Source organism: Thermosulfurimonas sp., from assembly GCF_015491435.1.
Taxonomy (GTDB): domain Bacteria; phylum Desulfobacterota; class Thermodesulfobacteria; order Thermodesulfobacteriales; family Thermodesulfobacteriaceae; genus Thermosulfurimonas_A.
In genome coordinates this window covers 1-2,514 of record NZ_WFVX01000055.1, presented here as the reverse complement: position 1 = coordinate 2,514, position 2,514 = coordinate 1, and the positions used below count along the sequence as shown (strand labels likewise).

3 protein-coding genes and 1 pseudogene are annotated in these 2,514 nt (G+C 59.0%); 3 read left to right on the top strand and 1 reads right to left on the bottom strand.

Going from position 1 to position 2,514, the window contains the following annotated elements; all coding sequences use genetic code 11:
* The 3 genes from F8J34_RS02555 to F8J34_RS02545 all read left to right on the top strand — a co-directional run.
* Positions 1-722: 3'-5' exonuclease (locus tag F8J34_RS02555; RefSeq protein WP_297056228.1), on the top strand; the 722-nt coding region annotated here is incomplete at its 5' end.
* Positions 723-724: 2 nt separating this feature from the next.
* The gene (locus F8J34_RS02550) at positions 725-1,504 is read left to right on the top strand and encodes an ABC transporter ATP-binding protein (RefSeq protein ID WP_297056226.1); all 780 of its coding nucleotides are present in this window, start codon (positions 725-727) and stop codon (positions 1,502-1,504) included.
* Positions 1,467-2,315, top strand: coding sequence for a hypothetical protein (locus F8J34_RS02545; RefSeq protein ID WP_297056224.1), 849 nt, complete (start codon positions 1,467-1,469; stop codon positions 2,313-2,315). The genes F8J34_RS02550 and F8J34_RS02545 overlap by 38 nt, the downstream gene beginning before the upstream one ends.
* On the opposite strand, the pseudogene F8J34_RS02540 reads toward F8J34_RS02545, so the two are convergent.
* Positions 2,266-2,514 (bottom strand): annotated as a pseudogene (locus F8J34_RS02540) (protochlorophyllide oxidoreductase); the annotation flags it as partial. The gene F8J34_RS02545 and the pseudogene F8J34_RS02540 overlap by 50 nt on opposite strands.

Sequence of the window (2,514 nt, the reverse complement as noted above, 5' to 3'; positions counted from 1 at the left end):
ACCGGGTCTTGCGCGATCTAAGGGATATTCCCTCGGTGGAAGAAAAACTGGAACGACTTTACCGCTATTACACCCCGGTGCTGGAACGGGTCTATCACGACGATTATCCCAAACGCGAACGGGACCTGGAGAGCCTGCTCACCCTTTCCCATAAGTACCGGGATCTGTCCGAGTTTCTGGCGGATCTGGCCTTAGAGCCCCCGGAATCCTCGGTGGCGGACCTGGAACCGGAAAACGAGACCGAGGACCATCTGGTGCTCTCCACCATCCATTCCGCCAAAGGGCTGGAATGGCACACCGTGTTCGTGATCGCGCTTTCCGAGGGGAGGTTTCCCTCGGCCTATGCCGTTTCCTCGGAAGAGGAACTGGAGGAGGAAAGAAGACTCTTTTATGTAGCGGTTACCCGGGCCCGGGAAAACCTCTATCTCACCCATCCGGTAACCGGATACGTGCCGGGCGAGGGGCGGGTAATCCTCAAACCCTCCCGTTTTCTGGAGGAACTGCCCTCTCATCTTTACGAGATCTATCGGGAACCCCGGGAAGAAGCCTCCGACGAGGAGGTGCCGGAGGGGGCCTTTCGTCCGGGGGATGTGGTCTGGCATCCGCGTTTCGGAGAGGGAGAGATTCGCGATGTCCTGAGTCAGGACAAGGTTAGAGTCTATTTTCTGGGGCACGGGGAAAAGACCCTGCACCTTAAATTTGCTCGACTGGAAAGGATTTGAGGTTGTCCACGGAAAGGATTCTGCAGGTAAAGGGTCTTCGTTACCGGTATCCGGAGGGACAGGAGGCCCTGAGAGGGGTGGATCTTGAGATCCTGGAGGGGGAAACCCTGGTCATCGTAGGGCCCAACGGGGCCGGAAAATCCACCCTTCTCCTCTGTATGGCCGGTCTCTATCCCGCCGAGGGCACGGTGCTTTACCGGGGAGAACCCCTGAGGGGATTGCGGGATCCCCGGCGCCTGGAAATAGGTTTTCTCTTTCAGAACCCGGACGATCAACTCTTTTCCCTTACCGTCTTTGAGGATGTGGCCTTCGGACCCCGGCAGATGGGTCTTCCCGAGGAGGAGGTGGCCCGTCGGGTCCGGGAGGCCCTGGAACGGGTAGGGCTTTCCGGGTTTGAAGACCGAAGCCCGCATCATCTGAGTTTCGGAGAAAAGCGCCGGGTGGCCCTGGCCACCGTGCTTTCCATGCAACCCCGGGTGCTCCTTCTGGATGAACCCACCAGTAACCTGGACCCGCGTTCCCGCCGACGTTTTGTGGAGCTGATGCGAGACCTCGGTCAGACCAAGATCCTGGCCACGCACGATCTGGAGGCTGCCTATGAGGTGGCCGACCGGGTGATCCTCTTTTATCAGGGACGGGTGGTGTATCAGGGTCCGCCCGAAGAGGTCCTCTTTGATCGGGACCTTCTGGAACGCTACGGTCTGGAACTTCCCTTTTTCGTTCAATTCCTTCAGGAGACGGGAAATGCCCGAAAAGATCCTCCTTCCCGCCTATCTCCGTGAGACCCTTTACCGCAAAAACATTCAGGTACGGGGTATCCGGGAACTACCCCAGGACCTGCGCGACGAGATCTTGAGCGGCAGAAAGACCGTGCTGGTCTTCTCTTCGGGCAAGGTCTTTCCGGCTCAGGTGATCAAGGCCGTGGATAAGGCCGCGCTCATCCGTTTCACCGGACCGGTACCCCCGGTAAAACCTCCCGAGAATATCCTGCTGGTGGTGTCCTCTCCCACCACCCGTTACGTGTTCCAGGCCCTGGTGCGCGCCGTGGAAAAGGGGATCTTTCAGGTCCAGTTCCTGGAGCCCCGGGTGGAGGAACGCCTGGTTCCTCCGGGGGAGAGAGCGGTCTTTTTCACCCCCCTTACCCTTTCCCTTTTTGAGCCCCTCCTTTCCGGAAGATATTTTCTCCTGCGCGATACCAACCTCTCTCCGGAAGGGGTTAGGGACCTGGAGCAGGGTTATGTCTATGACCTCATCATTGACGATACGGACAACGTGGTGGATGAATTCGAGAGACTCATGTCCTCTCCGGGGAAGATCTTTACCCTGAGGGACATTTCGCGGGGCGGGGCCTGTATCTATATGAATCGGGTCTTCTCCCCGGAGAAAGAGGCCTTTCCCCTTTATCTGCGGGGCACCCTGGAGGGCCGGGGCCGGACCTTCAATTTCGGTCTGCTGGGGATTACCCGGAGGGTGCGCATCGAAGGAAACCGCACCTATTTCCATATCATGTGGGTACAGCGGCTGCGCCCTTTCGTTTTCGAATTTATGCTAGGACTCTTTTCCGAAACTCCTCCCAGCCCAGACGCTCGATGATGGCCCCCAGTCTCTCTCCGCGCCGATTCTCTTCCCGATAGATGCGGAGCACCCTCTCCAGGATCCGGAGCACTTCCTCCTCCCGGGCCAGGGGCAATATCTCGGTGGCCAGGCGGGGGCGGCGTCCCAGTTTTCCCCCCACCAGGATGCGATAGCCCCGTTCCCCCTCCCGTAGGGCCCCGGTGGGACAGATCCGGGT